Below are 25,998 nucleotides of genomic sequence, written 5' to 3'. Positions count from 1 at the left end.
AATTTTCTAGAACAACCATAAAAAAATCGTATTTTCTCCATGAAAATACGTTTTTTTAGCACTAGACATGTAATTGTAATTCAATTGGGCAGTGATCGCTGCCCATAATGTGTGGGTGGATTGTTGCAATATCAATTTGATTCTTTAATAGATCAGAAACAACAAAGTAATCAATACGCCAACCAATATTGCGTTCACGTACTTTATTCATATAAGACCACCATGTGTAATGATCAGTTTCATCAGGATGCTTATAGCGAAAAGAATCTACAAAACCACTTGCTAATAACTCTGAGAATTTCGCTCGCTCTTCATATGTAAATCCTGAATTTCCTATATTAGACTTTGCATTTTTTAAATCAATTTCAGTGTGTGCAACATTTAGGTCACCACAATAGACTACGGGCTTCTTACTATTCAGTTTTTGTAGATAGCTTGCTAAACGGTCCTCCCAATCTAAGCGGAGAGGTAATCTGGCTAAATCGCGCTGTGCATTCGGAGTATAGACATTCACTAAATAGAAGTTTTCATATTCTAATGTAATAATTCTACCTTCATCCTGAGTGTCTTCCTCCCCCACTCCATACTTAACAGACAACGGGGTATGCTTAGTGAATATAGCGGTTCCTGAATACCCTTTCTTCTGTGCATAATTCCAATACTGCTCATATCCTTCAAGAGCAAGCTCTACTTGTCCAGCCTGACATTTTGTTTCTTGAATACAAAAGAAATCTGCTTTCATTTGATGAAAGAATTCTAAAAAGCCTTTACCTAAGCATGCTCGTATTCCATTAACATTCCATGATATAAATTTCATTTCATCCTCACTCCTAAAAAAACGCCCTTCGACTTAAACGAAGGGCGTGATATTATAGATCGTCACCAACAATTTTAACTTCTGTCTCTAATTCAACACCAAATTTTTCCTTCACGACGCGTTGGACCATTCGGATTGTTTCAATATAGTCAGTAGCAGTGGCATTACCTTTATTGACAATAAAACCTGCATGCTTGGTAGAGACTTCTGCATCACCTACACCTTGGCCTTGCAAGCCACTATCTTGAATAAGTTTACCTGCAAAATGACCTGGTGGGCGTTTGAAGACACTTCCAGCAGATGGGTATTCTAAAGGCTGCTTTGATTCACGTTGGAACGTTAAATCAGCAATCTTCGCATCAATTTCTTCTTGCACCCCTACCGCCAATTGAAATTCAGAGGATAACACATAATAGCCTTTTTTGGCAATTATGCTTTGTCGATAGCCGAGCTCAAGCTCTTCTTTGGATAATATTAAAATGTTTCCTTCTCTCGTTAACACCTTAGATGAAACGATAATATCCTTAATCTCACCGCCATAAGCACCTGCATTCATAGCCATTGCTCCGCCAATTGATCCAGGAATACCACAAGCAAATTCGAAACCAGTTAAAGAGGCTTGCGCTGATAGCTTCGATACATCTTTGATTAGTGCACCACTTTGTGCGTAAACATGCTCACCATTAATACGAATCTCATCCAGACTTGAGAATGTTACAACGATTCCTCTATGACCGCCATCACGAACAACCATATTTGAGCCGTTGCCTAACATTAATAAAGGAATATTATTTATATATGCATAGCGAATAACTGATGCTGCCTCTTCTTCTGTTTCAGGAAGAACAAAAACATCTGCTTTGCCACCTAATTTTGTCATTGTATATTGCTGTAAAGATTCATCTAACTTAATATTGGCAGGATTAATATTTTTTGCTAAATCCTTCGCCCATTGTTCTTTTGTCATGAGAGCTAATTCCTTTCTAACGTCCTTCTTACTCTACACCAGTATGGATTTAGAACCCCAATTTGACAAGTAAAATGAAGGGTATTTTTATCTCATATTATATGACAGGTAAGACCTGTGCAGAGATGATGAATATTATAAAGAAAATTGACAGTCATTCCAAGTGTCGTTTTTGGCACAATATTAAAACCAGTTTATTTACTAGTAGAACAATCTGTTCATGTTAGAGCCAACTACTTGCCCATGTTTCTATATTGCGGATAGCGCCTTCTAATGCTCGACCTTTATCTGTTAAAGAATACTCTACGCGTACAGGAACTTCGGAATATACTTTGCGTTCAACAAGCCCTTCTTTCTCAAGTTCCTTTAAGCGTTCTGATAATAAGCGCCCACTGACAGGTAAGGCAGACTCGATTTCATTAAAACGCTGTGGTCCATCTAGTAATTGATATAATATTAACCCCGTCCATCGTTTTCCGATTAAATCCATTGCTTTTGCTAAACGAGGACATAAAGTTGTCTCATTCATAATTTTTCACCTCTATGTAACTATTGTAACGATTAATGTAGTAAATGTAAATTTGAAGTAACTTATTTACATAAAATAATCAATTAACTTTTTTATATTAAATTACTAAAAGTAACTTTAATCTCATTTTTTTCAATTTATAGAGGGAATTTTTTAGATCACCTGCTAACAATAAAATGCCCATCTTTATAAGAATATGACTAACATGCTCACAGATTACACTTTTATAAAAGTGTCTACATTTCCACATTTATGAAAAACTCATTGAATAAGCAAATTATTTACTTTATCATTCGTTGTAGAATGCTGTTTTAGGGGGTTTTCAAATGAAAAAATACACTATTGATTTCAGTCATTCAACAATTGGCTTTTCTGTGCGACATATGATGATTTCCCGTATTCACGGAACATTCGAAGCGTACAATGCTGAGATAGTTGCAGCAGATATTGAACAAATGCAGAAGGCAAACATTTCATTTACTATTGCCGTGGCTAGTGTCTCCACCAAAAATCATGATCGTGATGTCCATCTCGTTTCTCCCGATTTTTTTGATGCAGACGTCTATCCAAAAATCATATTTACTTCTACATACATTGATCAACTTCATGAAAGAAAATTTGCAATTCATGGGGATTTAACTATCAAAAACATAACAAGGCCCATTGTATTTACAACAGTATATACAGGAAAAGGTGTCAATCCATGGGCACAAGAAGTATTTGGCTTTCAAGCAAAGACACAAATTGATCGTCGCGATTTTAATCTAGTCTATAATACGTTTCTAGAAACAGGCGGCGTTTTAATCAGTGATGAAATAGATATTGTTGTTGATCTAGAGTTAAATCTTCTGTAAGAATCACCTCAACACCAAAGGAAAGGAGTAATTTAGATGCTCTGGTTTGACGATCAATTTTTATTTGGTTCCGTTTTTATAACAATTATCTTTTTCATTGTTTTCGGCAGCATTGCCTTCATAGTTGTGAAAGGCATTATCAGCTGGTCTAAAAACAACAGTTCTCCCATTTTAACGGTACCCGCTAAGGTTGTGACAAAACGTACAAATATACGTGGAGGCTCTAATAATACTGGAGCATCTACGTCCTATTATGTAACGTTTGAAGAACTAAACGGAGAGCGTCATGAACTAAAAATGAATGGGCACGACTATGGACTGCTAGTAGACGGGGATTTCGGCATTTTAACTTATCAGGGCACACGGTACCATTCATTTAACAGACATAAAAAGGAGAGTAGCGATTAAATCGTACTCTCCTTTTCATAAACCGTTATTTAATTAAATATTTAGCGAATCCAGCTTCTGTTTCTGCTAAATATTCGATGCTACTACCTGCAGGAATGAACTTTTGTGCATCTTTTGCAGATAGGTAAATAACCTTTGTATTAGCTGGGAACGGCACAAATGACCAGTTATTATCCGCAGCAGGATTAATTGTTTTATTCGCCATAATATAATCAACTACAGCTTGGCGATTTTCATACGCATAGTTAGTAATATTAGAGCCATCAGCATTTTTAAATGTTGCCCCATATGATCCACCAACACGATAATTGTTTGTAATAATGATGAATTCTTGTTTTAGATCGATTGGCTTACCATTATATTGTACATTTTTAATACGGTTTGCCTTCTCATCAACAAGGATACCACGGCGATCATATTTTGCTGGTGATGATACATCAATTTGATACGTTAAGCCATCCAACACGTCAAAATTATAAGAACGTGCTTCTGAATCGATAATATTTTGCTCTTCTGTTTTATTCGAATCAATTGTTGCAAAAATACCCGCAGCCATTTCTAACCATTCAATTGCTTGAGCACCTGTCACTTTAATAGTAGCAACAGTATTATCATAATGATAGATGTCCGCCATATTTTTAATGGCAAGTGGTCCCACAGGAATGTTTGTGTAATCTAGTGGGTTATTTCGAGAGCCTGCTTTGAAAGGTGCTCCAGCAGAAAGAAGAGGTGTCTTTTCATCAGCAGTACCTTTTAACTCCTGTTCAATAAACCATTTTTGTGCTTGTGTTACGATTTGAATAGAAGGATCATCTTGTACCATTGAGAAATAGCTATGGATTGGTGCAGTTGTTTCTCCAACAGGCTGACGGATATATGTTAATGTACCTTCATGTGCTTCTTTAATAGCCTTTAGCACTGTTGCAGATGGTTTTAAGCCTTCTTGCTTAATTGATTGCAATGAACCTTTACCGTCTACCACTACCCACTCTGATCCTTGTTGTTCCAATTTTAAATCAATGACACCAAGGTGACTACCATAGCTACCCGCCATAACAGTCGGTACACCGTGAATCGTACCCTTTTCTTGATCTACATCTTTCAAGTCCTTATAGTCACCAGGGAATGTTAAATGAGAATGCCCTGTAATTAAAGCATCGATGCCTTCAATTTCTGCTAGTTGGTAACCAACATTTTCAGCACCCTTCACATAAGTGTCCCCACCAATACCTGAATGCGAAAGAACAACAATTACATCTGCACCAGCTTTCTGCATGTCTGGTACTACCTCTTTTACTGCTTCAACAGGCTCCTGCATTTCCACTTTACCTGCTAAATGAATGGCATCCCATTCAACAATCTTTGTTGGAACGATTCCCGTTACACCAACTTTTAGTGTATGCTTTTTACCTGAGCTATCGACCACTTCTTTATCAAGAATGACATACGGTGTATACATACGCTTTTTCGTTTTTGCATCGTAAGTATTAGCATTTACGACTGGATATTTAGCATCGTTTAATACTTCATCTAAAAAGTCTAGGCCATAGTTGAATTCATGGTTTCCTAAAGTTCCACCATCATATTTTAATGCATTAAGTGCTGCGATAGCTGGATGCACTTCCCCTGGCTTTAATACACTTTCTAACGCTTTATAAGAGCCAAGTGGTGTACCTTGAATTAAATCCCCATTATCGAATAACAATGTATTTGGATTTTTAGCGCGCGCTTGTTCAATTAATGTAGCCGTATTAGCTAAACCAACCTCCGTTGAGGGAGCATCTAAATAGTAATTATAATTAGCTAAATTTGTATGGATATCTGTTGTCCCTAAAATCTGAAGGTCTACTGATGCTCCAGCTGAAGGTGCTTTATATTCTGCTACAAAGCGCTCCACAATACTTTCCATTTGCTCCTTCGTCACATAATCACGAGGGCGAATGGTATTATCCTCAAATGCTTGCAAAATGTTTGCAGCAACTGCGTTAGCTAAATCTTGTTTATATGCCTCTGCAATTTGGTCTGCATCTTTAAATTGCTCTAAAATAGAAAGGGAAGCGTTTTCACTAACTAGTCCACGAGCAGATATAACAAATGCTTGTTGACGTGTTAGTTTATCGTTTGGTCCAAATGTAGTTGCTGTTTTACCTTTAATAAGTTTTAATTCCACAGCCTTTTCTACATAAGGTGCTAAATCCTTAGAGACATCGGTAAAGGCAAGAGAAGAACCATCACCTATCTCTACATCTAAGCTCTTTACTAGTTCTTTTACATAATCTGCACGTGTTACATCATTGGAAGCAGCATCTGCAGAAAATCCAAATGGTATAAACGCGAATAGAACGAGTAACATTGCCAAGAAATTAGTTATTAATTTCTTATTCATACAACAACCTCCTTAATAATCTAGTATTTTCCTACAAATCCTATTATATTAAACTAATTCTATTTTTTACTGAATAAATAGTCCTGATTATATGTATTTTTAAAAGAATGGTTAATTACTTTTCTCCAAAATCATAGATTACTATCATTTTAATTCTTGCGTCGCAAACAGGATGTTAGTAAATGTAAATTCTAAATAATTAATTAATATCAATATATCCGACCTCCATACCACACCATACATCTGTTCACAAAATAAAAAAAATCCTCCCGAATTTGAGAGGACTTTTATTAAAAAATATTTTTTATGCATTCACAGTTTGAAGTGATTGAGCTACTTTTTTCACTTCTTCTAGGCCATTTGCAATAATTTCTTGTGCTTTATCAGGTGAAGCATTGTGACCTTCAATAATAACTTCTTCGATAATTTCCATACCGAATACGCCACCTGCTACATTTTTAATGTAATTTACTGACATTTCCATTGGTTGTGCTTCTGGTGATGAGTAGTAGCCACCACGAGCATTTAAAATGATTGCTTTTTTGTCAGTCATTAAGCTAATTAATTGACCATTTTCACCATACTTGAATGTAAATCCAGCTTGGTATACATAGTCGATAAATGTTTGTAAAGGTGCTGGAATTGTTAGGTTCCAAAGTGGGAATGCAAATACAACGATATCAGCTGCAGTTAATGCGTCCATTGCTTTTTGTTTTGCAGCTAAAAGACGTGATTCGATGTCTGTTAGCTCTCCGCCATTTTGAACTTTACCAAATGCATTGAAAAGGTCTTGTCCAAAATAAGGCATATCTTCAGCAAATACGTCAAAAGTTGTAACGTTGAGGCCTTGTACATTCTCCATGAATGTATCATACATTTTTGTTGAAATACCGTCTGGACGGTTGTTAGCTTTTACTACTAAAACGTTCATTATATAAATTCTCCCTTAAACATCATAATCTAATATCTCGAATTCAAGATATATATCAATCTTAAAAAATTTCACCTAAAATGTCAACGTTACTTTCCTCAGACTTTTGACTGAAATATTATGTTAAGATTCTTTCATTCATCTAACAAGAGGGGGTATAAAGCTTTACTCCCCTCTGTGTAAACTACAATTTACAGTTATCATCTGTACATACACCCTCATCATCAGAGCCAGCCATCTTTAACTTTGGTTGCAAACCCTCTTCCTCAGCAACTTTACGTAGTGTATCTTCAAATACCTCCTGTGGCTGAGCACCTGAAATACCATATTTACGATTTAAGACAAAAAATGGTACCCCACGAACACCAAGTTGTAGACCTTCTTGAATATCTACTTCTACTTCGTTTTTATAATCGTCACTTGCAAGAACCTTTGCAACCGCTTCACGCTGTAGCCCTACTTGCTCAGCTATCTCTAATAAAATGTCTTCTTGGCCAATACGCTTTCCTTCAATAAAATGGCTGTGTAAAAGTAATTCCACAAGTGCTGTAACATCTCCCTGTTGTTCAGCCCATTTCACAAGTCGGTGTGCTTTTAGCGTATTTTCTTCCATCAAATTGCTAAAGTCGTAGTTTAAGCCCACTTCTTTTGCACGTGCCGTTACGCCCAATGTCATTTCCTTAGCCTTTTCTAAAGACATTCCATATTTCTTGGCTAATGATTCATATACAGTACTAGTCGATTCTACTGGTGTAGTTGGATCTAATTGATAGCTTTTATAAACAAACTCCACTTGCCCTCCAAAGCCAGTATCTTCAATTGCTTTCTCTAATTGCTTTTTACCAATATAACAAAATGGACATACATAGTCAGACCAAATTTCAATTTTCATTACACTCACTCCTTTTGCTTCATTGTAGCGATAGAACAAATCACAAGGCAATATTTATGCTTCACTGCATAAATTTTCAAGCCCTTCTACATACTGAACATAAAAACAATGTGAGGTTTCAATATGACACAATCTCTGTGGCTCGCATCAACCGAGTCAGTCTCGCTAGCTTCTCTTACTTCCTCAACAACTTGTGATGTATGTATTATCGGTGGGGGCTTAACAGGTTTGTATACAGCCTATACTTTAGCAAAAGCAGGTGTGGATGTAGTTCTACTTGAGGCGAATACCCATTTTGGTCACGGAACGACAGGGCATTCCACAGGAAAATTAACAGCACAGCATAGTATTGTCTATGCGAATCTGTTAGAAAAACTATCTATAGAAGAGGCGCAGCTTTATTATCAGCTCAACCAACAAGCCATCGAGAAAGCTAGGCAATTACTTCCGACACACAGTGTTCGATCAGTGGACTCACTGTTGTACTGTCAAACAAAAGAAGGCTATGCACAATTATTAAAAGAATGGAATGCCTATAAGGTTTTAAATATTAAATCTAAAATTACCTCTGAGACAGAGCTACCGTTTCCTATCACCAAAGCATTATGTATGTCACAGCAAGCTCAAATAAATCCTTTAGAGGTGAGTAATTTCCTTGTCAAAGAGGCACAGGCAATGGGGGCAAGACTTTACAGCAATACTCGTGTTCAGCAATTAAACATATCACAAAATAACTTACATACCGAAAAAAATATGTCGGTTCAATACAATAAGCTTATTTTGTGTTCGCATTATCCCATTGAGGCGTTTAAAGGACTCAAACTTTTTAAACTGTCCAATAATCGCTCTTATATGATTGCTAGTAAGATTTCCGAAACGATGCAGGGGCAATATCTATCCGTTGATTTCCCTTCCCGTTCGATTCGGACTGCCACGATAGACAAGGAACATTATTTAGTAATGGGTGGAGCGAATCATATAGCTGGCGAAACCGTTCATACGGAGCCGTATTATGAAGCGATTTCCAATGAAATGAAGGAACACTTTGAACAACAGCCACTTTATCGATGGTCAGCTCAAGATATTGAAACACCTGACATTGTTCCTTACGTTGGAAGAATTACAAACTCCTTACCTAATGTACTGATTGCTACTGGCTACCGTAAATGGGGGATTTCCAATTCCTTTGTCGCTGGTGACATCTTGTCCACCCTGATTACAGGCGCACAGAGTGAGGATGGTGCCATTGCCCTTTATTCACCGTCACGTACAAAATTCGGCGCGCAATTCATGCAGATGCTTAAAGTAGGGGGCTTTGTTGCAAAGGAATATATAGCTGGTTATATGAAGAACGCCAAAGCACCGACTTGCACCCATTTAGGCTGTAAAACGAAATGGAATGAAGCAGATGAGACATGGGATTGTCCTTGCCACGGTTCACGCTTTAACGCTAAGGGTGAGGTACTTGAAGGCCCAGCAGTACAACCATTAAAACTCGATTAATATGAAAGCTGGATAATTTTCGAATGAACTAAGCAATTTAAACAGAAACCCCGAACTATTACGAAACATTAATGAACATTTCGTAGTTCGGGGTTTTCTTTGGCTAAAATTCTTTTGTCCCAGCCTCTGCCTATTATTTTAGTGCTTCCGTTAATACTGGTACAATTTGTTTTTTACGAGAAACAACACCTGGTAGTACAACACGATTGTTAATGAGTTCCGCACCGAATCCTTTTGCTGCCGCTTCTGCTACTTGTCCAATTGCAACAGCAGTTGAATCATTATTTAAAATGTCTGTCACAACGAAGAAGAATAAATCTAAGCCGTTTTCTGCAACGTTTTTATTTAATAGGATTTCTAGTTCTTCTTGACGATTAAGTACATCATTAATATCAACTGCATTAACTTGGGCTACAACTGATTTGTACTCACCAAATTGGAATTCTTTCGCATCTAATGATAAAAGATCTTCTAGTGATTTATCAGATAGGTCAGCCCCTGCTTTTAGCATAGCTAATCCATAGTCTGCAACGTCCACACCTGCAATTTTTGCTAGCTCTTCACCAGCTTTTACGTCTTGCTCTGTACAAGTTGGTGATTTAAAAAGTAATGTATCAGAAACAATTGCTGATAACATTAAGCCAGCAATATTAGCTGGTATTGCTACACCATTTTCCTTAAAGATTTTGTTTAGAATTGTTGCTGTACAACCTACTGGCTCAGCACGATAGTATAGTGGATCTGCTGTTTGGAAGTTTGCAATACGATGGTGGTCGATTACCTCTGTAATTTGTACTTCCTCAATACCATCCGCTGATTGTTGGAATTCATTGTGGTCAACAAGAATTACCTTGTCCCCTTCCCCTACTACAGAAGAAATTAAACGAGGTGCTTCAAAACCAAATTTATCTAATGCAAACTGAGTTTCATTATTAATATCTCCAAGACGTACTGCCTCAGCTTCTTCACCAATTTGGTGTTTTAAATAGGCATATACAATAGCAGACGTGATTGTGTCTGTGTCTGGGTTTTTATGTCCAAAAACTAATACTTTACTCATTCAATCAATTCCTCCTAAAATAGCACTTACATTTGTATTTTATTTTATCATATCTTATAGCCTAATAAGTGATAAAGTGTAACTTTGAATCAACGAAGCCTCATCAAACTCACTCGAAAATTTGCTCCTAAAAGCATTTGCTGAATCCAGATAAAATCTTACTGCCTATCATTTATTATATAAAAGAATAATTAATCTTTAAATACATACTTTGCAAATAAGATATATATTATAACTACCTTATGTTGCTATATAACTTTTATTGGGTCTACACACTCCTATAATACTCTCTATTTTTACCAACCTATTTTTAACATTTAATAGTAAAAATGCATCTTTTTAAAAAAATAATTAGTTTATATAGATATTTAGTTGGGTTTTCATATTTAAGTCATCGTAATTTTATGCTATCATCAGATAGTCTATATTTTTGGATATTCAGGAAATGGGGATTACGATGACAAAGAAGATGGAAAAAAAGTACATTCCTTTAGCAAACTATTTTGAAGTAGCTTTACAACAAGAGATCACTTTATCCTTTAGTGAATTAGAAAACATTATGGGACAAGTATTACCAAACGCCGCCTACTTAAATAAGAGCTGGTGGAAAAAAACTAAGCCCCCTCTCTCACACTATTTATCTTGGACCAATGCAGGTTATTATGTTATTGATGTTAAATTAGGGACAAGCGTAACTTTCTCACGTTCGCAAATGAAGCCAACTGAAAGCAGTACTTCTAACAATGAGGAAAGCCCATCTGCATACATAATTCGAGGGATTGAAGCATCCGATGCTAGATCATTCATTCATTTACAAGAGGAAATCTTTCAGCAAACTGACTTCATGTATAATGTTCAAAATGAAGTAGATCTAACGGTCCAACAACTTCGTAAAAATTTAGCCTATTGGAAACAGCTAAAAAACCGCACAATACTACTCTGTGTATTAAATGGCATTTTTGCAGGCTATGCAGTCATTCATGGGTATAAACAATCGAAAGCTAGACATGTTGCTTCTGTTCGCTTAGCAGTAAAGGAAGAACATCAACAAAAGGGCATTGGCTCTGCACTGATGAACGCTGTTGAAAATTGGTCTAAACAGCGAGACATTTCTCGTCTAGAGTTAACGGTGATGGAACATAATAATGTAGCGTTACACCTTTTTACAAAACTAGGGTTTCAACAAGAAGGCATCCGACAAAATGCCATTAAATTAAATGATACGTATGTGAATGAATATAGCTTAAGTAAAATTCTATAATTCATTTTTCCTAGATGTCTAAATCATATTTGGACATCTTTTTTTATAGTGAATTTCATAAAAACACGCATAGACCTGTGTATGAGTACACACCATCTATGCGTTGCCTACATTAAAAAACCTGCTTCTCTCTAGCAGCATCTAAGAATAACACATTACTTTCAACTTGCTCATAGGATTGCTGATATTTTTCATATTGTCCCTTATCTTGACTCATCATTTCCTCTAACAAGGCATGCAAAAAGGAAAATAAGACTGGTGCAATGTTTAGTGAAGAATGCTTTTTTGTGCCAAGAGCAAATAATGCACTGGCGTATTCTCGGATAGGGGAAAATGCAGACCCTGTAATCGCAATAATCTTTACTTTCTTCATCTTGGCAATTTCAACAATCGTCTTCATATCCTTCATCTGTTTATCAAAGGATAGTACAATGAATGTCGTATGTTCGCCCATACTATTCATTTGATTAACGAGATCATCCGAGTCTAAGCGAAGCTGCTTAATATTAGAACGTAATGTTTTTAATGTGTTGGCTAACCAATTGGCGACATATGCATTGTGGCGAGTACCAAGAATATAGATATGATCTGCCTCATGCATCCATTTCGAGCTTTTTTGAATTTGCTGATCGTTAATCAATTGAATCGTTTCTTGAATATTTTGGCTATCTTGTTGCATGATCTTACCAAAGCTAGAATTAGTTAATTTTTTTACTGTATATGTAGGTTGTAGATTTACCCCTTCATTTTGAGACATCATATATTCTCTAATTTCCTCTTGCAATTCTACATATCCTGATAAATCCATGGCATAACAAAAACGAATTACTGTAGATTCACTTACATTCGCCAGCCTGCCAACCTCTGCTGCTCCATTAGCAATAACTGTAGTGGGATTATCCATCACAAATTGTGCTACTTTACGCTGCCCCTTTGACAGCCTTACAAACCTTTTCTTTATATCCTCATGAATACTCATTCCTAACAACCTTTCTTTCAATGACCTTATCACGAACGGGAGATTGTTTCCTACTGACTCAAAATTCGATTAAAAATACAGTATCACGATTACAATTTGAATACAATGACTTTTCTGAAAAATCTTTAACACATTAACCTGCTAATAGAACAATTTGATTTACCTTTTTATATTGATTTGTCATTTTAACAAATAAATTCGTAAAATTGAATAAAAATTAATAAATACTTATTTTTATGTATTTCACTAGCGAATATAAACAAAAAAGTCCTGGATTCATTACTCTAATCCAGAACTTTTTATTTTTATTCTAATTCAAGCTGCTTTGTTTCCCTTCCAAGGAAGATGACACCCACCACGCCTATAATGATAGCACCACAGAAAATGGCAAAGATAAAGCCTATATCATAGCCTGCCGTTAATAAAAAACCAACGAGCAATGGACCAAAAATACCTCCGATTCGCCCAACAGCTGCCGCCATGCCAGCACCTGTGCCGCGAATAATAGCTGGATATTGCTCAGGTGTATAGGCATATAATGCACCCCATGCCCCTAAGTTAAAGAAGGATAAAAACATCCCTGAAATTAACAATACGGCAAGTGTATCTGCATTCCCAAAAACGAAAGCACTTCCAGCAGTACCAATTAGATAGGAAACAAGGACAAATTTACGGCCGAACTTTTCTATAAACCAAGCTGCTGTAAAATAACCTGGCAATTGAGCTAATGTCATGATTAGAACATATTTAAAGCTTGTAATCATATCAAAGCCCTTTCCAACCATTACACTTGGCAGCCATAAAAACATGCCATAATAGGAGAATACAACTGTAAACCATAATAGCCACAACATAAACGTAGAACGTGCGTACTTCTTCGACCAAACTTCTTTCATATTTTGGCCAATACTGCGTTTTTTGGATTCTTCCTTCACCGTAAATTGTGGTGAGTCTGGCAAATGCCAACGAAGATAAATAGCATAAAAGGCTGGAAGTGCTGTTAATATAAGGGCCACTCTCCATCCCCAAGTAGGGATAACGAAATATGAAATAAGTGCAGCAATTAACCATCCTGCCGCCCAAAAGCTTTCTAATAAGACAACTACACGCCCTCTTTCCTTGGCCGCTACACTTTCAGATACTAATGTTGAAGCTACAGGTAATTCTCCCCCTAGCCCCATACCTACTAAAAAGCGTAAAATTAAAAATGCAGTTAATGTAGTTGTAAAAGCGGATAGTCCACTTGCAATAGAAAATAGGACCAGAGTCCACATAAAAATTTGCTTTCGCCCTACTTTATCAGCAAAAACACCAAAGAAAAGTGCTCCTACAGCCATCCCGATTGAATTAACACTACCTATCCAGCCAGATTGACTTGGTGATAGTCCCCATTCAGCTGCCAATGCCGCAATGACGAAGGATAATATACCAACATCCATGGCATCGAAAAGCCAACCTACCCCCGCTACACCTAAAAGTTTATTTCTAGAAATGGATTGCTGAGGTTTATTTGTTACTACTGTATTTGTTGTCATCCCAACCACCTGTCTTTACACTTGACTTTACATTACAAGATTACTATACAGTTGTTTCAAGAAAGTGACAAGTAAAATTCAAATTACCGAATTGTTTCGACAATTAATGAAATGCTATTGAAATAATAGTACGATTTGCGTTAAAATGTCTTTTATACAAAAACAACTGTTCTTCCTATAAGAACAAAAGGAGATCGTATCGTTATGTGGAAAGGCCTTATTGAAGAATATAAACAATTTTTACCCGTAACTGAAAACACACCTGCTTTAACTTTAAACGAAGGCAATACGCCTCTTATACATTTAGTGAATTTATCTAAGAAACTAGGCATTGAGCTTTACGGAAAAATTGAAGGTGCAAACCCGACAGGCTCATTTAAAGACCGAGGGATGGTATTTGCCGTTGCAAAGGCTATTGAAGATGGGAGTCAATGCGTTATTTGTGCCTCTACAGGAAATACTTCTGCAGCTGCGGCAGCTTATGCAACACGCGCTGGTATTCAATCCATCGTTGTTATTCCGAAAGGAAAAGTCGCTCTTGGTAAACTTGCTCAAGCTACCATGTATGGTGCAAAAATCATCGAAATTGACGGTAACTTTGATGATGCCCTTAACATTGTTCGCCAAGTAAGTAAAACGACTCCTGTCGCACTTGTAAACTCTGTGAACCCATACCGTATTGAAGGTCAAAAAACGGCATCCTTTGAGATTGTAGATGGCTTAGGTACAGCACCTGATTATTTGTGTATTCCAGTAGGTAACGCAGGAAATATTACTGCATACTGGAAAGGCTTTAAAGAATACCATGCAGCGAAAAATTGCGGTCTACCAAAAATGTATGGCTTTGAGGCTGAAGGTGCCGCAGCTATCGTCAATGGAGAACCTATTGCTAATCCTGAGACAGTGGCAACAGCCATCCGAATTGGTAACCCTGCTAGTTGGAAATTGGCAGAAGCAGCTCGTGATGAATCTGGCGGTATCATTGATTCTGTTACAGATGAAGAAATTGTAGCTGCCTATAAATTAATCGCAAGTACAGAAGGTATTTTCGTTGAGCCTGGCTCTGCTGCTTCTTTAGCAGGTGTTATTAAGTCAGTTGAAAACGGAAAAATACCACAGGGTGCAAAAGTTGTCACAATCTTCACTGGGAACGGACTAAAAGATCCTGATACAGCTATGAACGTTTCTACTGTAGAAGTAGTGTCCCTTAAAAATGATGAAGAAGAAATTCGTGCATATATCGAGGGTGTACTATGAGTAAAGTGTGGCAAATCTCAGTTCCTGGAAGCACGGCCAACCTAGGGCCAGGCTTTGATTCGATAGGACTCGGCTTGTCCCTTTACTTAAAGCTTACCGTTACTTTACAAGATCAATGGAATATTATCCATCTCGATGATAATGGTCCTAAAGAGTTTGAGCTTGAAGAACACTTACTATACGTCATTGCTAAAAAAATTGCAGATCAATATGATCAGCAACTACCTGCTTGTCGTGTCGAGATGACTAGTGAGCTTCCATTAGCACGTGGCCTTGGAAGCAGTGCAGCTGTGATTGTGGCAGGTATTGAACTTGCTAACCAAGTATGTGAACTTGGTTTAACTGTTCAAGATAAGCTCAATCTCTCCTCACAGATTGAAGGACATCCAGACAATGCAACCGCTTCTGTTTTAGGGGGATTAACCATTTCCTCAATGGATGACAACGGAATTGTCGATACATTTCATATCAATGATATCGAGGCATCATTTGTGGTATACGTACCAGATGTTGAGCTCAAAACGAGCGAATCTCGTTCTGTTTTACCAGAACAACTAAATCGCGCCTATGCTGTTCGTGCTTCTGCAAATGCGAATATGTTAGCAGCTTCCTTAATGGCACGTGATTTCGAGCGTGCTGGTCATTATATGGAGGCTGATTTATTCCATGAACCATTTCGTGCAAAGCTAATTCCTGCCTATGCAGAAATTCGTACTGCTGCAAAAGCTAACGGTGCATACGGTACCGCTCTAAGTGGCGCTGGGCCAACGTTGATTTCCATTATTCCTTCTGCTATTGCTACTGACTTTGTTCAGTTAATGACAAAGCAATTCCCAGAGCATCAAGTAATTTTAACAAAAGCGGATGAACATGGTGTGCAAGTCCATAAGCAATAAATGTTTGAAACGTCTACTACCCTAGTAGGCGTTTTTTTGAAAACAAGTACTTATAAAACTAATATGATAGAAGTATAGAAAAGGATATTTTATACGTGCTTTTCTAAGGAGGAACTATCTTGAAACCAATTATATTCTGTGATTTCGATGGCACGATAACAGAAACTGATAATATCTTTTCATTAATGACTGAATTTGTACGAGAGGATTCTGAAAAAATTGCTAAAGCCATGATGGAACAAACCATTTCATTTAAAGATGGGCTTTCCGCTATGTTTCATCTACTTTCTACTCAACAAAAAGATGAAGTAATTCAATATCTTATGGATTCAGCAGTAATTCGTGAGGGCTTTGGGGATTTTGTTCGCTATGCTCAAGACCATAACATACCATTTTATATTGTAAGCGGTGGCGTTGATTTTTTCATTGAGCCTCTAGTTGAAAAATATGGTCCTTTTTCGGGCATCTACTGTAATAAAGCCGATTTTTCAGGTGAACAAATAGAACTAATCTATCCAAATAACTGTGACGAGGAATGTGTTAAATATAGCACACAAGGTTGCGGTTGCTGTAAACCTAGCGTGATGCGGAAGATTGCAGAGGAGGATCATTTTAAAATTGTGATTGGTGACTCTCTTTCTGATTTTGAGGCAGCTAAACTAGCAAATATTGTTCTTGCTAGAGATCATCTCGTTCAGCGCTGTGAGGAGCTTCATATTCCATATAAACCTTTTACTACATTTCATGATTGTCTAAATAGTGTACAAGAGCTTGTGGAATCAAAAAAGGCTGTTCCTACAATATAGAAAAATAACAAGGGAGCCACTTTAAATGACTCCCTTTTCCTATTTTAATTATGCTAATAATACTAAGCTAATGGCCATGACAGCCATTCCCCCTACTAGACCATACATGGATAAATGTGTTTCATCGTATCTTTGCGCTGCAGGTAATAATTCATCTAATGAAATAAAAACCATAATGCCTGCAACACCAGCAAACACGATGCCAAACATTACATCTGTTAAAAAGGGCATAAGGAGCAAAAATGCTACTAGTGCACCGACAGGCTCTGCTAATCCTGATAAAAAAGATAACTTAAAAGCTTTTCGACGATTGCCCGTTGCAAAGAAAATAGGGACTGATACAGCAATGCCTTCTGGAATATTATGAATGGCTACTGCAATAGCAATAGCAATCCCCACATTTGGGTCATTAATAGCTGACATAAATGTAGCAATGCCCTCAGGAAAATTATGAATGCCAATAGCGAGAGCTGTAAAAATACCCATCTTCATCAAATGCTCTTCATTGACCTGAGGCTTCACTGCATTCACATCTTCAACTAGCTTTACTTCGTGAGGATTAGTAGCCTTAGGAATAAATTTATCTATTAAAGCAATAAATAACATCCCGCCAAAAAATCCGAGAATTGTCATCCAATAGCCATTTGTTGTGCCTAATGCGTCGGTTAAAGCATCTTTCGCTTTAACAAAAATTTCTACAAGGGATACATATATCATGACCCCTGCTGAAAAGCCCAATGCGAATGATAAAAATTTTGTATTTGTTCTTGATGTAAAAAAGGCGATTAAACTACCTACACCCGTTGCAAGTCCGGCAAAAAGAGTCAACCCTAGTGCCAGTAAAACATTTCCGTCCATTCCCTTCTTCCTTTTCTCTTTTTATTATTGTACTCATCTTAACTTAGAAGTTTCCTATACGCAATTCTTTTTTATAAGGTAAATATCATTCTTTACAATAGGAAAATCATGCTCATTCATTAGTATATAAAAACCGTGGGCACATTCTTTCTGAGAGAGTCACTGCCTCCCGTTTCATCTACTTCTACATAGAAGATAATCAAATATAGCAAAGACAGAGACATTTTGCTTATCTTGCTGTCACGACTGTGATGTTGTGGGGAATTTAAAGAAATGCTTATAAAAAGGACCGAAACATGTAAAAAGGAATCGAGATTAAATTTCTCGATTCCTTTTGTAGACAGTATCAGTTCATCCTGATACTACTTATACTTTTTTATTTATGGTTTGATTGAAACGATTTTTTACGACGTTCATACCAGATGACACAGATGATAAACCAAGTATATCCCATACTCCAACCTGCAAGCACATCCGTAGCAAAGTGTCGAGCTCCTGCAATACGTGATAATCCAATGAGTACCATTAGAATTATTGCACCTAGCCACAGCACAATTTTACGACCTTTACTATTATTCTCGGCGAAAATATAAGCGATTGTGAATAAGTACAGAATACCCGTCATAGCATGTCCAGATGGAAAGCTAAAGGATGTCAGTTGGTTCTCCAATTCAGGACGTGGTCGTTGGATCCATTTTTTTAGTAATTGATTCAAAACATTGCCCGCTGCAAAAGTTAACACTACAAATAGCATGGCTCGATAATTTTTTACCTTCCAAGCTAAATACACCATTAAGACTACTGCGACAGCGACAACAAATTTAGGCTCTCCTATATAATGAAAGATCTCTATAAATCGATTACCAAAAAAGATCTCCGCCATCTTTGCGTCAAATGTATTCATGAACTCGCTTTGATAAGTAGCTCTTACTACGAAAAATACAATTAGCGTTAAAATTGCTAATGGATATGCCCATTTTTTCATTCTTTCACCTCAAAAACATTCATGCTATGATCTTCACATCATAACATAAATAAGTCTATTCTGAGCGAAATATAGACTCTCGTTTTAAGAAAGGTAAGCACGTTCGTATTCTTGATAAACATGGATGGATGCTTCTTCAGGTTTGTTAAAATAGTCGGAAATAGCCAATGCAATAATAAACAAAATGGCTACTATAGGTAGTATTTTTCTAAACATCCTAAACACTCCCTTATCCTTTTTTGTTCCACTTCGTTTACTTGATTAACACAGGATCAAATAGCCAATCTTTTGGGCCAAAGTTTGAATCCTTTTCTCCTCTAACTTCACGAGAAATACCATTTTTTATAATCGTTTCTCTAAATCTTTTACTGAACAAAGTCTTTCTATAAAGATATCTTCCATCGTGACTACATTCAGCTGAGTAAAATACATCGCCTTTTAAGTGCTTTAAATCTTCATGCTCATAGGTATCAGGACCATTAATCACGCCATTTAAGCCGCAGCTACATGGAGGTTGTTCTGTTGCAAAATATAATTTTACTCTATCCTTGCTACATTCAGGCAGCACTTGCACAGGAATAATTTGATAAGCTAGTTGCTTTCCTTCTTCAGGTCCTTGATGGATAACCTCTAAAAGTTCAAAGCCTTCTAAATTTTCCTTTTTCATGAGTGATGCTAGTGCCTCAGAAGCAACCCAATAACCATTTACATGGACTAAATGGCGACCCTTCATTTGTGTAGTATCAATGACTATAGGTGATAACTGCTCTTTATCCATTAGACCACAGTATTTACAGTGTGTGCTTAAAGAAAATAATGTCCCTTTGTCCTCTAAGAACATTTCTGGTGAATTACCTGTTGAATTTAAAGTAAATAATGGTGCCCGTTCATATTCCATATCTGAAAATTCAAAGTAAAAACGTTCTCCTATTGAAACAATACCAAATTCGCGTTCTAATGATTTATATAAAGCTGTTACCTGTTCGTATGTTACATCTTCATTTAATGTAAAAATAGGATTAAACTTTGTTTTTAAATTTCTTTTTCTAATTTCAGGCGCACCAATCGCAATACCATGACGATTATAAACGTTAATAACTTGATCTTGACTAGTTTCATCTACGGAAAACAAATTTTCAAGTTCTACTTTCACAATACACGCCTACCTTTATAAAGTTTTATGGTGAAGTATATTGACTAGCTAGTAACATTCTACAATCTACTAACGCTACTTTATTCATAGATAGTCAGGCTGCTTATTCTAATAAAATCTATTGTCTATTACTCACTAAAGCAAATCTACTTAACCACCGTTAATTTAAGCGTACCAGTACTTACACCGTCTTTTCAACTTCGGGTTTACGCCAATTTTTTGGCGTGATTCAAGTGAAAATCTGGCGTGATTTGGCGGTCATAAAAAACACCGCCACTTTTTTGGCGGTGTCCCTAGTATTTTATAGGTTATTTCTCATATAAATATGGTTTTATTTTACTACGGTAATATTTAGGATAGTAAACTCCCAGAAAGCTCCCTTTTTATTGAAAAATATACCAAGAGTATAGCATAGAAATAGTTTAGAGTAAATTCATTCTTTCAGCTAGATTTACAGCCTCTGTTCGTGAATCTACATTGAGCAGAGAAAAGAGTTGTGTCAAATATCTCTCAGTTGTTCGCTGAGGAATGTTTAATTCAATCGCGATGGCTTTATTTGTATGGCCCTCCGCAATCAATCTTAAAATTTTCTTTTCCTTTTCATTTAAATGAATATCTTTTGCATCTTGCAGTTTAAATTTATCATCCAAAAAATCCAAGAAATTTTTAGGTAAAACAATTTCCCCATTTGCAATGGCTCTCACCGTTCGTAAAATCTGCTCTTTAGAGGCCGTTTTAGCTAAAATGCCTTCTATTTTCCTTTCCAAAATAAGCGGGTAATAATCCGTGATATCATCACCTGTATAGAGGATAACTGCAGCATTTGACTGAAAAGCTTTAATATTACGGGCTAAGTTAATGCCATTTTCGAGTGGCATATTGATATCAATCAAATAGATATCATATGGCTTATTTTTTATTCTTTGAATAACACAAGTAGCATCGCTTTCCGTATCAATGATAATATCATCATTCTCTTGAAATAAGTTTTTAGTTCCCTCTAATACTATTGGGTGATCATCCACTATGAGCATCGTAATCAAGTGTTTCACTCCCTTCTTTCACTATTATTCTAATAGACATCCCTTTGTTTATGTGAGCGTCAATATAAAATTGCCCATTAAATGCTTTTACACGCTCCTGCATACCTCGAATACCCATAGACTCTGCTACAATAATATCCTCCACGTTACAGCCTACACCATCATCATTATAAATGATTTCAAAGCCATCATTCATCTCATTTAAATGGATTTCAACGGATGCGGCATAGGAATGCTTTAACGCATTATTCAGTAGTTCTTGAAACAATCGATAAATCATTAAATTCATGCGCTCATCCTCTAAATAAAGACGATCGATTGTATAAATGAGCACAAAGTTAGCTCTTTCTTGAACTTTTCGAATTAACTTTTCTAATGCAGCATTTAAACCTAAAGTATCCAATAAAGGAGGCTTTAGATTTTCACAATAGCTCCGCAATTCATATAAAGAGATAAGCATTTGTTTATGAATTTTAGCAAGTTGCTCTTGAATATCCGATGTATTCTTTGCATTAACAAGGACATCCACTTCTCGTGCAATATGGAGTTGCTCTTGTAAATTGGTGTCATGTAACTCTTGAGCTAACTGGTATTTTTCTTCTTCAAACCTTAACCATAATAGCTTATTTAGCCATGGCAACTGACCATCGTCAGCCTGTTTCATATGCTTTAGTTCCTCTATCAGTTCTTCCACCATCTTTGTATTTTCAATAAAATTATTTACATACAATAGGAGCAATTCAAGCCATAAAAGCTCCTCATCTTTTAAATGGATCGTATTATTATGCCCCAACACTAATGCTCTTTTATAATGTGCGTCTTGATGGAGAAAGGCTACATAAACTTTGTCTATCTTTCTTATTTCTCCTAATCTCAACTCTTCCACAGTATCAGGATGAATCGTAAAACTTTCTCCAGCCATCGTTAAGAATTCATTCGTAACATAGTTATATGTTATGACAAAAACATCCTCTAACTCAAGATGCATAGAAACTTCATAAGCAAATTTCTCTAAAAGCTCGTCGATTTTAATGGTTTTACCAATTTTATCTACAGCAGTATATAGTTGATGAATATAGTCACCTTTTGTAGAAAATAGTATTTTCCGTTTTCGATAATCAACCTTTTCTTTTACGTAAAAGAGAATTACTAATGATGAAAATGTAAAAAGTGCTACTCCTGACATGACAGTCATAGTTAAATACTGTCCTGCAATAAAATACAGTCCCATAGTAATCCATAACGTAAAGCTTAAAGAGAATATGACATAATAGCGTAATCTTGTAATATGATACTCAATATCAAATAGCCTTTCCGTTAGTTGTGTAAAGATAAAGCTAAAAGGTATAAGCAATAAAAATAATGAGCAAATTTCAGCTGAAAGAATGTACGTATGAAAAAGAATTTGTGGAAGTGCATACAAAAAAAGAAATGGTAGAAAGGGTATTAATATACTATTTAATAAAATTTTCAACTGTGGTGAGCTGTATTTGAAATAGCTTATTAGTAAAATACTAAGGATAATCACAAGGAGAAGAAGAAACATGGCTAATACAATATTGGAAAGAATATCGTTAGCAGCAGGATAAATAGTGCCTGTAAAACCTAGTATAAAAGCGATTATGGGGAAAACATAAAAGAGTTTGATATTATCCATAAATACCCAATTCGCTTTCACAAATAAAAAGTAATTTCTTAAAAAATGTAATAATAGGACTAAACATAACACCATACTACTACGATTGACGATAATACCGATCGCATCTAACCTACCAGAGACACCACTGCTCACATATGCTAATGAAACATTTAACATAAAAAGAATAAGTAAGTCTGCTAACTTTGAATTCCTTTGCTTGGAGTGTAAATAAAACGCAATGAATAACGTCAAAAAATAATAACACGCCGGAACAAAAAATATATATAAAAATTGCTGAGGAATATCTAAGTGTCTAATATGTATGTTTATTAAACTTCCACTTGGCTTCATAACTGTTAAATCATTAGCTGATAATATTTTGGATTTATACTTCAGCTGATTTAAATGGTCAATTGGACGTTCATCTACCTTTACAATAACATCACCAATGGCTATATTTTGACTGTCCGCCCAGTCTTTATAATCAAGTTGAGTTACTACCCACTGACCATTTTCTTTTTCTACCTCAATATCAATATATGGCGCGCTATAATTCACATAATTTAAATAAAAGCCGATCATTAAATAGAGAATTATAGCTGGCCAAAATAATTTACTACGCAATGTTTTTAGTTCCAAACATCACTTTCTGCAATCATCTCTCCGCTAAATGCTTCTAGAATTGCTTTTTGTTCAACAGGTGAAACTCCAATTAATGAGGCTTTTTGTTCTTTTAATAGTCCAACTAGGCTAGGATTTTGTTCTAAATACTGGATTACATTAATCATACTAATCTCTCCTCATTTCATTAATTCTTGCAGATATATTTTACCTAATTCGTTTATCTCTACATTTTCAAGGTAATTCAAGGCTTTAAACTTGTAAACATTTTTTATTGTGATGGCATAGCGTATTGCCCCACTATTTGTCAACTCATTTTCTGTTGCATTTTGATCTAAAACTGTAACTATATCATCATTATAATAGCTGGCAACAGAATTTGAAATATCATTTTTCTTGGTTAAAAGGTATATAATAGGCAATGAATATTTTTTGTTTAGCAGGTCATTTTTAGGGCCCCACACTTTCAAACCTTGTATATCATTTTTAATTTGCTGGATAATACCTATGTATTTCCCATACTCCTCTACTTCTTTAGAAACTTCCCCTTTTGCAAGTACTTCGCCGATCAAACAGCCCATTGCTGTTAAAGAGCCCGATTTCTGAGTTATCATTTGTACATAGGATTCTTCATCGCGGCAATTATTTAGTAAATCTAGTTGTTGACCATTTATACTTTGTAACGCGTATTTCTCAAGTAGTCTTATAGCAACTTGTTTATGCTCAAAGGAAGTGTCATCGATTGCTTTAGAAGCCATGATCAGCATTGCTAAGGCAACGTTTAATGATAACTCAGGTGTTTTACTCCAAATATAGTCTGAATCCTTATCCTGTATATCATCAATAATATCAAAGGAAAGTATTAAAAGTTCAATTGCCGCAGCTACTTTATAGATATCTTCATTTACTCCGTCAGAAAATGCTTCGTAATGCCAAAAGCATAACTTACCAAAGGAAAAACCTCTGGCTGTTTTTTCTTCTTTAAAGCTTTTTAACAGTAATTGTAGCTCATGTCCCAGTAATGTCTCATTTTCTATAAGAATGTCTAATGATTCATTAATACGTTCATCTAAACCGTTCAATAGTCCTCTCTCCTCTCTAGCATATTACTAGATATTATATAGATTAGTGGGAATTAATACTAGTAACATAATTAGGTAAGCCATATAAAAGCATTAATTCTTTTTTAGAGATAGAGACCGCCAAAAAATGGCGTTATTCATGCAAACCACGCCAGATTTTTGCTAATAATTACTAAAAAAATGGCGGTAGAGAACTAAGCACCGCCACTAAAGTGGCGTAAACTTACCCTTGAAATGGCGTTCTAACAGATGTTACGCTTATAGTAACTCGAGGATTAGTAATTTTAACTATAGCAAGATTTTTATCCTGCTCAATATACTACTGCTATGTAAAACAAATGAAAGTACAGGTAAATGACTATCTGTACTGTTCTATACATATTTAATTTAAAAATAAGGGGATCGGGACTTATGGTTTGAAATAAATATTATTTTCTGTATATTTGTCTCTGCCTTAATTACTAAAATATTCTAAATTAATTGAATTTAATATTACTACAATATCTGTATTATTAGAACAAAAGATTTTATAGCAATAAATTAAACATTAGTGAACAATAAATTCTTTTGTACTGGGAGTGATTTAATATTGAAAAATGCATTAAATGAAACTATTTTCATACTTACGGCTACTTTTTCATGTAATATCTCTGTCTCAGCTGAAGAAATTACAATTAAACAGCCTACAATTGATCAACATCGAATGGAGCAAGTCATTATTCAATCCGAGTTAAAAGCTTATCAAGAAACTTTAGCAGCATATCAAGGTATTTCAACCGTATCTAATCTTATTAGTGATATTCCTGGATTTGAGGATACATTCCAACAAAAAAGGGATCTTTATATGGAGCAGCATGGCATTATAAGAGTTTCGACCGAAAGTTTATCCAGTATGGCATCTGTCAATCCTTTTACCTTTGGATTAAACCTAGATTCACCTTCTGTCTATATGACACCACAATACACCATCATCAATGCTAGAGGGCTAGAAATGGAGACGACGACTCAAGATCATTTTGATGAGCAAGGAAATACAAGCATTTCAGGATTGTCCATCAATGAAAGCACGATATCCTTTAATATGGATTCAACATTTAGTGGGTGGCGAAAAACATCAATCAAACATTAAAATATAGTTAAGCAGGTCACCATCATCAACGTGACCTGCTTTTATATGTATTAAAAAAGGTGCCTCAATCTCTTGAGACACCTTAAGGCTATTAACCTTTTACATAATAAACTTCTTGTCCACTTTCAATGATATGATCAGGCTTTGGCTTTCCTGCGCTTGCCTTGTGGCCGGCAATATGCTCAGGGCTCTTCTCCCAATTTTTCCATGCTTCTTCTGATTCCCAGCGAACCATCACTAGCACTTCCTCATCACCGCGGCGAACTTTCTTTACAAGAACCTGTTTATCAATATAACCAGGTTGTTGTTCAAGTAATGATGGACTGTTTGGCTTAGCACCAAAGCGTTCCACAACCTTATCCGAATTACCTTCCGTCACAACGATACGTTTAATTTGTACAAACATA

General features: G+C 36.0%; 26 protein-coding genes. 8 read left to right on the top strand and 18 right to left on the bottom strand.

The genetic code is table 11. The features are described 5' to 3' along the window. Positions 1 to 61: 61 nt before the first annotated feature. From MHI34_RS09595 to MHI34_RS09585, 3 genes are all read right to left on the bottom strand, one after another. Positions 62 to 817, bottom strand: a complete 756-nt coding sequence (locus MHI34_RS09595) for an exodeoxyribonuclease III (protein WP_340812245.1) — start codon at positions 815 to 817, stop codon at positions 62 to 64. A 52-nt stretch (positions 818 to 869) separates the two neighbouring features. Beyond that, entirely contained in the window at positions 870 to 1,784 is a 915-nt protein-coding gene (gene murB / locus MHI34_RS09590) for a UDP-N-acetylmuramate dehydrogenase (protein ID WP_271911143.1), read from the bottom strand. A gap of 223 nt (positions 1,785 to 2,007) precedes the next feature. After that, a complete protein-coding gene (locus MHI34_RS09585) occupies positions 2,008 to 2,313 on the bottom strand; it encodes a helix-turn-helix domain-containing protein (RefSeq protein ID WP_036119224.1) in 306 nt (101 codons plus the stop codon). Between the two features lie 326 nt (positions 2,314 to 2,639). On the opposite strand from MHI34_RS09585, the gene MHI34_RS09580 reads away from it, so the two are divergent. Next, positions 2,640 to 3,167, top strand: a complete 528-nt coding sequence (locus MHI34_RS09580) for a YceI family protein (RefSeq protein WP_036119238.1) — start codon at positions 2,640 to 2,642, stop codon at positions 3,165 to 3,167. Positions 3,168 to 3,203: 36 nt separating this feature from the next. Continuing rightward, entirely contained in the window at positions 3,204 to 3,575 is a 372-nt protein-coding gene (locus tag MHI34_RS09575; protein WP_101966900.1) for a DUF2500 domain-containing protein, read from the top strand. A gap of 25 nt (positions 3,576 to 3,600) precedes the next feature. Here the strand turns inward: MHI34_RS09575 and MHI34_RS09570 are convergent, their stop codons facing one another. The 3 genes from MHI34_RS09570 to MHI34_RS09560 all read right to left on the bottom strand — a co-directional run bounded on the left by MHI34_RS09570 (position 3,601) and on the right by MHI34_RS09560 (position 7,784). Then, the gene (locus tag MHI34_RS09570) at positions 3,601 to 5,961 is read right to left on the bottom strand and encodes a bifunctional 2',3'-cyclic-nucleotide 2'-phosphodiesterase/3'-nucleotidase (protein WP_058844738.1); all 2,361 of its coding nucleotides are present in this window, start codon (positions 5,959 to 5,961) and stop codon (positions 3,601 to 3,603) included. Positions 5,962 to 6,265: 304 nt separating this feature from the next. Then, complete coding sequence (locus MHI34_RS09565) at positions 6,266 to 6,892, bottom strand: FMN-dependent NADH-azoreductase (RefSeq protein WP_036119245.1); 627 nt, start codon at positions 6,890 to 6,892, stop codon at positions 6,266 to 6,268. Positions 6,893 to 7,076: 184 nt separating this feature from the next. Continuing rightward, the gene (locus MHI34_RS09560) at positions 7,077 to 7,784 is read right to left on the bottom strand and encodes a DsbA family oxidoreductase (RefSeq protein WP_036119248.1); all 708 of its coding nucleotides are present in this window, start codon (positions 7,782 to 7,784) and stop codon (positions 7,077 to 7,079) included. A 123-nt stretch (positions 7,785 to 7,907) separates the two neighbouring features. Here MHI34_RS09560 and MHI34_RS09555 point away from each other — a divergent pair, with 123 nt between their 5' ends. Beyond that, positions 7,908 to 9,287, top strand: a complete 1,380-nt coding sequence (locus MHI34_RS09555) for an FAD-dependent oxidoreductase (RefSeq protein ID WP_330493701.1) — start codon at positions 7,908 to 7,910, stop codon at positions 9,285 to 9,287. Between the two features lie 133 nt (positions 9,288 to 9,420). Here the strand turns inward: MHI34_RS09555 and MHI34_RS09550 are convergent, their stop codons facing one another. Further along, a complete protein-coding gene (locus tag MHI34_RS09550) occupies positions 9,421 to 10,347 on the bottom strand; it encodes a manganese-dependent inorganic pyrophosphatase (protein WP_058844740.1) in 927 nt (308 codons plus the stop codon). Between the two features lie 457 nt (positions 10,348 to 10,804). On the opposite strand from MHI34_RS09550, the gene MHI34_RS09545 reads away from it, so the two are divergent. Further along, on the top strand, positions 10,805 to 11,608 hold the full coding sequence (locus MHI34_RS09545; protein WP_036128353.1) for a GNAT family N-acetyltransferase: 804 nt from the start codon (positions 10,805 to 10,807) through the stop codon (positions 11,606 to 11,608). Between the two features lie 112 nt (positions 11,609 to 11,720). On the opposite strand, the gene MHI34_RS09540 is transcribed toward MHI34_RS09545, so the two are convergent. Together MHI34_RS09540 and MHI34_RS09535 are read right to left on the bottom strand one after the other, a co-directional pair. Beyond that, positions 11,721 to 12,587: a MurR/RpiR family transcriptional regulator gene (locus MHI34_RS09540; RefSeq protein WP_036128356.1), complete on the bottom strand. Its 867-nt coding sequence runs from the start codon at positions 12,585 to 12,587 to the stop codon at positions 11,721 to 11,723. A 305-nt stretch (positions 12,588 to 12,892) separates the two neighbouring features. Next, a complete protein-coding gene (locus MHI34_RS09535) occupies positions 12,893 to 14,122 on the bottom strand; it encodes an MFS transporter (protein WP_051891771.1) in 1,230 nt (409 codons plus the stop codon). A 204-nt stretch (positions 14,123 to 14,326) separates the two neighbouring features. Between MHI34_RS09535 and thrC the strand changes: the two genes are divergently transcribed. The 3 genes from thrC to MHI34_RS09520 all read left to right on the top strand — a co-directional run bounded on the left by thrC (position 14,327) and on the right by MHI34_RS09520 (position 17,081). Further along, a complete protein-coding gene (thrC, locus tag MHI34_RS09530; protein WP_342504371.1) occupies positions 14,327 to 15,379 on the top strand; it encodes a threonine synthase in 1,053 nt (350 codons plus the stop codon). Further along, on the top strand, positions 15,376 to 16,275 hold the full coding sequence (thrB, locus tag MHI34_RS09525) for a homoserine kinase (RefSeq protein ID WP_089934450.1): 900 nt from the start codon (positions 15,376 to 15,378) through the stop codon (positions 16,273 to 16,275). Before thrC ends, thrB begins: the two co-directional genes overlap by 4 nt. 119 nt (positions 16,276 to 16,394) lie before the next feature. Next, positions 16,395 to 17,081: an MtnX-like HAD-IB family phosphatase gene (locus MHI34_RS09520; protein WP_089934447.1), complete on the top strand. Its 687-nt coding sequence runs from the start codon at positions 16,395 to 16,397 to the stop codon at positions 17,079 to 17,081. Between the two features lie 48 nt (positions 17,082 to 17,129). Here the strand turns inward: MHI34_RS09520 and zupT are convergent, their stop codons facing one another. The 8 genes from zupT to MHI34_RS09480 all read right to left on the bottom strand — a co-directional run bounded on the left by zupT (position 17,130) and on the right by MHI34_RS09480 (position 24,462). Then, on the bottom strand, positions 17,130 to 17,939 hold the full coding sequence (gene zupT, locus MHI34_RS09515; protein ID WP_036128366.1) for a zinc transporter ZupT: 810 nt from the start codon (positions 17,937 to 17,939) through the stop codon (positions 17,130 to 17,132). 376 nt (positions 17,940 to 18,315) lie between these two features. Beyond that, positions 18,316 to 18,924 carry a phosphatase PAP2 family protein gene (locus MHI34_RS09510; protein WP_036128368.1) on the bottom strand — a complete coding sequence of 203 codons (609 nt, stop codon included), beginning with the start codon at positions 18,922 to 18,924 and terminating at the stop codon, positions 18,316 to 18,318. A gap of 84 nt (positions 18,925 to 19,008) precedes the next feature. After that, positions 19,009 to 19,140, bottom strand: a complete 132-nt coding sequence (locus tag MHI34_RS09505) for a hypothetical protein (protein ID WP_255358824.1) — start codon at positions 19,138 to 19,140, stop codon at positions 19,009 to 19,011. 37 nt (positions 19,141 to 19,177) lie between these two features. After that, on the bottom strand, positions 19,178 to 20,077 hold the full coding sequence (locus MHI34_RS09500; protein WP_342504370.1) for a hypothetical protein: 900 nt from the start codon (positions 20,075 to 20,077) through the stop codon (positions 19,178 to 19,180). Between the two features lie 422 nt (positions 20,078 to 20,499). Next, positions 20,500 to 21,111 (bottom strand): response regulator transcription factor, encoded by a 612-nt coding sequence (locus MHI34_RS09495; RefSeq protein ID WP_244504882.1) that lies wholly within the window; start codon positions 21,109 to 21,111, stop codon positions 20,500 to 20,502. Then, positions 21,095 to 23,341: an ATP-binding protein gene (locus MHI34_RS09490; protein ID WP_051891772.1), complete on the bottom strand. Its 2,247-nt coding sequence runs from the start codon at positions 23,339 to 23,341 to the stop codon at positions 21,095 to 21,097. The genes MHI34_RS09495 and MHI34_RS09490 overlap by 17 nt, the downstream gene beginning before the upstream one ends. Before the next feature lie 47 nt (positions 23,342 to 23,388). Beyond that, on the bottom strand, positions 23,389 to 23,547 hold the full coding sequence (gene comX / locus MHI34_RS09485) for a competence pheromone ComX (protein ID WP_036128375.1): 159 nt from the start codon (positions 23,545 to 23,547) through the stop codon (positions 23,389 to 23,391). 12 nt (positions 23,548 to 23,559) lie between these two features. After that, on the bottom strand, positions 23,560 to 24,462 hold the full coding sequence (locus tag MHI34_RS09480; protein ID WP_342504369.1) for a polyprenyl synthetase family protein: 903 nt from the start codon (positions 24,460 to 24,462) through the stop codon (positions 23,560 to 23,562). Between the two features lie 589 nt (positions 24,463 to 25,051). Here MHI34_RS09480 and MHI34_RS09475 point away from each other — a divergent pair. Further along, entirely contained in the window at positions 25,052 to 25,591 is a 540-nt protein-coding gene (locus MHI34_RS09475; protein WP_036128391.1) for a hypothetical protein, read from the top strand. A 91-nt stretch (positions 25,592 to 25,682) separates the two neighbouring features. On the opposite strand, the gene MHI34_RS09470 is transcribed toward MHI34_RS09475, so the two are convergent. Next, positions 25,683 to 25,997, bottom strand: a complete 315-nt coding sequence (locus MHI34_RS09470; RefSeq protein ID WP_036128393.1) for an antibiotic biosynthesis monooxygenase — start codon at positions 25,995 to 25,997, stop codon at positions 25,683 to 25,685. Between the last annotated feature and the right edge of the window lies 1 nt (position 25,998).

Source organism: Lysinibacillus sp. FSL L8-0126 (genome assembly GCF_038630385.1).
In the GTDB taxonomy this organism is placed as follows: Bacteria; Bacillota; Bacilli; order Bacillales_A; family Planococcaceae; genus Lysinibacillus; species Lysinibacillus fusiformis_D.
Note: the sequence above shows the minus strand (reverse complement) of the source record. Positions and strands in the feature narration are given on the sequence as shown.